The 5,102-nt window shown below is 33.4% G+C and carries 2 protein-coding genes; both read left to right on the forward strand.

All coding sequences use genetic code 11. From position 1 onward, the window contains the following. Positions 1-251 precede the first annotated feature (251 nt). Entirely contained in the window at positions 252-3,740 is a 3,489-nt protein-coding gene (locus A2255_04815; GenBank protein ID OGI17456.1) for a hypothetical protein, read from the forward strand. Between the two features lie 109 nt (positions 3,741-3,849). Beyond that, positions 3,850-4,896, forward strand: coding sequence for a hypothetical protein (locus A2255_04820; GenBank protein OGI17457.1), 1,047 nt, complete (start codon positions 3,850-3,852; stop codon positions 4,894-4,896). Positions 4,897-5,102: the final 206 nt, after the last annotated feature.

Genomic DNA, 5,102 nt, shown 5'->3' on the forward strand with positions numbered 1-5,102 from the left:
GACGTTTTTTTGTCGGATAGGTTCTTAATATAAAAACTTTTTTCTAATTACTACAAGTAGATAAATATCATGAGAAAAATAGATAATAACGTTTTTTTGAATTTAATTATATAAGTTTAAAAGGTCACAAATTTGTTAAGTATCAAGTAAATGTTTTAGTAAACTTAACTAACTTATTTTGCACTCTAGCCATTTTATAGCATTGATTAGGATATCTTGCCTGTTTTATAAAGTAGCAAGGAGAAATTAGTATGCGTTTTATTGAGGGGACTGATAATTTTGACTATCTAACCACATCAAGTGAAGACACCATCTATTACACTAAAAAAGGTAATGACCGTATTAAAGATTACTGGGGGGATGACACGTATTTATTTAATATAGGGGACGGATCAGATATTATAACTGATACTAATGGCTACGACATAATAAAATTCGGTATTGGAATTACACTTAACGATATTATATTCAGCAGAAAAAATAATAATATCATCATCAATATAAACAATACTGATGACCAAATAACAATTATTGATTGGTATTCTAAAAACAGATATAAAATAGAAAAAGTAGAATTTTCAGATGGAAATTTCTTAACCTGGCAAGAAATTGAGAACTCCACAGCTGCTCAATCTCTGTTAGCATCTACGATAACAGGAACAGAAGGCAATGATGTATTAAGAGGTACTAACAACCCTGATACTATATATGGAAAGGCTGGTAACGACACTATTTATGCCTCTAATGGTAATGATATTATTTATGGAGAATCCGGCAATGACGTTATCGATGATGGTGAAGGAGATGATACTGTTTATGGCGGGGCCGGTAACGATACGTATTATGTAGATAATCTCAATGATGTAATGGTTGAATATGCCAATGAAGGTATAGACATTGCATATTCAAGTATTTCTTATACTTTAGGTGATAATTTTGAAAATCTCACTCTTACAGGATCAGGTAATAATGCCACGGGCAATGAACTAAATAACGTTATAAGAGGTAATTCAGGTAATAACACATTATACGGATTAGGCGGTAATGACACTATCTATGCCTCTGGTGGTAATGATGTCATCTATGGAGGCTCAGGTAACGATATAATCGATGATGGGGGAGGAGATGACACGGTTTATGGTGGGCCCGGTAACGATACTTACTATATAGATAACCTTAATGATGTAATGATTGAGTCTGCCAATGAAGGCATTGATATAGCATATTCCAGTATTTCTTATACTCTTAATGATAATTTTGAAAATCTAACGCTTACTGGTACAAGAAACAATGATGGTACTGGTAACGAAATAGATAACATTATTACAGGTAATCTGGGAAATAATATTCTTAATGGTGGCGCTGGTAATGACATCATTTATGCTTCCTGGGGAAGTGATGCTATATACGGCGGAGATGGTAACGATGAAATTGACGATGGAGCAGGAGATGACACTGTTTATGGTGGTTCTGGAAATGATACTTACTATATAGATAATCTTAATGATGTAATGATTGAATATATCAATGAAGGCATTGATATAGCATATTCAAGTATTTCTTATACCCTTAATGATAATTTTGAAAATCTTACCCTTACAGGATCAAGTAATAATAATGGTACAGGCAATGAATTAGACAACATTATTACAGGAAATTCAGGATATAATGTTCTAAATGGTGGAGATGGCAATGATACCATAGACGGTGGAGTAGGAAGAGACACTCTTATCGGGGGTAATGGCGATGATATTTATTATGTAGATAACCCGGACGATTTGATAATAGAATCATCACCTGCTACTCCTCCAGACACCAGCTGGATAACTTCAGAATATTTAAAAGATATCTATGCACGCACTTTCCCCAGAGTAATGGGAAATCAATGGCATGTTTGTCCAGACGGATTATTTTATGCATCAACTCGCTATACAACCGTTAACGGCATTACTCAAGTAGATTGGGAAGCAACTCAGCAAGCTAATGATATATTATCTGACTTAGCGACTACATATCTTGATTACCTTGGACTCAACAGAGCAGGATCAAGACAAGGAACCAGTGATTATAATGATTTATTTTTAGACAACTATGATAGCGTAAAAAACCCAAATACAGGCCTAAACGCAACAATGGGCTACATAAAAGCAGAAGCATCTGCTAAAAATAGAACCATATATGTCTTACCTTATCTTAATATGACTGACGTATGGTACTATGAAAGTTCATCAATTCATCCTGAATGGTATTTCTGGCACTCTAACGAACTATTTGACGGACAGAATTTTGGTACCTGGGATTACTGCAATGAAAATAGCTTATTTTTAACTAAAAATGGTGAAATATTACACTATTACACGGGAAATGATACCAATAGACCACTTTTTGATTCCACAAATCCCATGTGGCAGGCTTATTATGTAGATCATTGCAAGGGAATATGTGAAGCGGGATTTGATGGTGTCTTTTCTGATAACTGGTGGCGAAGTAAGCTTGGCGACACAGTATTACTCACTAATGAAGAATTTGCAGCTCTGCAAGAAGGATGGAATACAATTGCAGGCTTAGTTAAAGATGTAATAAACGATAAAATGGTAATAGGTAACTCTCCTCCTTACTATAAGTTTACCAATCGAGATATATTTATGCTTGAAGACAGAATTGATGACATTTTAGGCACAAATGATAAAAGTATCGCTTCATATTTTAGATACTCAGATCAAGCCCGAGATGCTCATCAGGTTTGCCAGGATACATACTGGGATGAAGACCGAGGCCCCTTCGAAACATTTAGATTGCCTATGAACTTATTAACAGACAATATCCTTGGAGTTACAACTGTTACTGATATTGGCACTGGAATAGAATCATATTTTATACCTGCTGAAATATTAGGTGAAATCGGTTATCCGTTAGGAGATAGAGAAATCCTACCCGGTACTGATACAGGAATAAAAGATGTTGTTAGCGGTTATTCATTTAGTCGTGCAGTATATGCAAGATATTATAGCTATGGAGCTGTGTATTTAAATAATTCAGGATCACAACAAACTATAACTCTCCCCCCAGGAGAATGGTTAAGATCAGATGGGGTTGAATTCTCGGGTGGAGACAGTGTTACAGTCGATAATTGCAGAGGATGGGTATTTAAGAAAACAGATGAAATCCCTATGACTAAAAACGAAGGAATAGATAGTGTTTATTCAACTGTTTCTTACACTTTAGGATCCAATGTTGAAAATCTAAACTTAACAGGCACGAATGATATAAACGCAGCAGGAAACGAACTTGATAATATCATTACTGGTAATACCGGAAATAATACCCTAACAGGCAATACCGGCAACGATACTATATATGGAAATGATGGCAATGACATCTATATATTTAATCTAAACGACGGACAAGACACTATCACAGATACTAATGGAATAGATACAATAAAATTAGGAGAAGGAATCTCAATTGATGATTTAACCTTTAGCCAAATAGACAATAACATAATCATAGAATTAAAAGATCCAAAAAATAGAATAACAGTCATCGACTGGTATTCTCAGCCAGAATATCAAATTGAAAAAATAGAATTCCAAGATGGTACTTATTTAACTAATACAGATATAAACTCAATTATTCAGCAATTAAGTACGTTTACAATTGATGATATACAACCTGTTACTAGTGATACTAACGATACAAACCAGTATATTTATCAGTTATTTTCTAACTCAGGCAATTAAAGTAGCCTATAGTAAGAAATTTATACAGGAGAAAATAGCAGCTTAGATGTTGCAGAATTTCAATATACTAACTAAAATAATCGTTCAGATATTGGAATCAAACTAAATTATGAAAATTACTACGGGTAATCTAGGCCTGGCTTCATATGCCTTTCAAACATCGTTTGAATATCTTGGATATGAGATGATTCTTCCAACTCTGACAAACTCACTATCACAAAAACTTGGAGAGGAAAATTTAAGGGCAGAATTATGTCACCCCCTTAAACTTTTACTGGGCAATTTTCTAACAGTGAAAGATGAAAAGCCTGATATAGTTATTTTTTACAATGGCTGCGATCTATGTAATTTGACTCCTATCAATAATATCTACCTTGAAGTTTTCGAGAAATATTCCTGGTATCCAGAAGCATATTATATGAACATTACAAAAAAAAGATATTTTCTTAGGGATTACTATAACAACCTTAGAAAAATAACCGGAGCATCAAGCACTAAGATAATAAAAGCTATCTGGCTTGGTTTCAGCAAACTTCTTTTATTTCAATATCTTGATGATGTTTTTTGTGTAATAAGACCAGTTATTAAAGACTATAATGTTGGAGAAAGCATATATTCAAAACTATTTCAGGAAATTACAGAGGCCAAAAGCTTTTCAGAATATCAAAAAATAAAGAAAGATATTAATGAAATATTTCAATCATACCCACCTGATTATAATTGCCTGCATTTTGGATTAACAGGAGATCCTTTTTCTCTGAGAGAACCTTATTCTCACCAGTTTACTGATCGCAAACTTGGTTATATGGGAATTATTGTAGATAAATTTGGTAATAACTTAATTAAAAAAGAAAATATATCAAATGTAGAAATTAAATATTTTATCAGGAATAATTATGGAGTTTTTACCTCTAATGCAATAGCAAGGATAAATAATTACGTCAACAAAGCATATGATGGAATAATTTTTATTTCTCCTTTTGGCTGTACCCCAAATGATGCATTGAGAAGTCAATTAAATTTAATTCAGGAAAAAACAGGAATTCCTATCCTGTCACTAATTTTTGACTCGCATACAAGTTCAACTGGCCTTCAAAGTCGTCTAGAAGCTTTTGTTGATATGGTGCACAGAAAAAGAAATATTCTTAGTAAATAATTTAGATTGCAATCAGTGTGAATTGACTAAAGAAAGATGAGTAAACTTGCCCATCATTAAAACTATCTGCAATATATTGAAATACTTCGCTCAGCATATTTTACCTGTTAAGATGCAAACTAAGGACAGCGTAAAAATACTTATGGATTTTGATGAGCGAAGCGGGAGCTTACAATTTCGAAAACGACGAGTTTTTGAAATTACAA

This window comes from Candidatus Melainabacteria bacterium RIFOXYA2_FULL_32_9 (genome assembly GCA_001784615.1).
Taxonomy (GTDB): Bacteria; Cyanobacteriota; Vampirovibrionia; order Gastranaerophilales; family UBA9579; genus UBA9579.

Excerpts from the sequence above, each read along its gene's own strand:
- A2255_04815 (OGI17456.1), top strand. The coding sequence starts at position 252 with ATGCGTTTTATTGAGGGGACTGATAATTTTGACTATCTAACCACATCA.
- A2255_04820 (OGI17457.1), top strand. The coding sequence starts at position 3,850 with ATGAAAATTACTACGGGTAATCTAGGCCTGGCTTCATATGCCTTTCAA.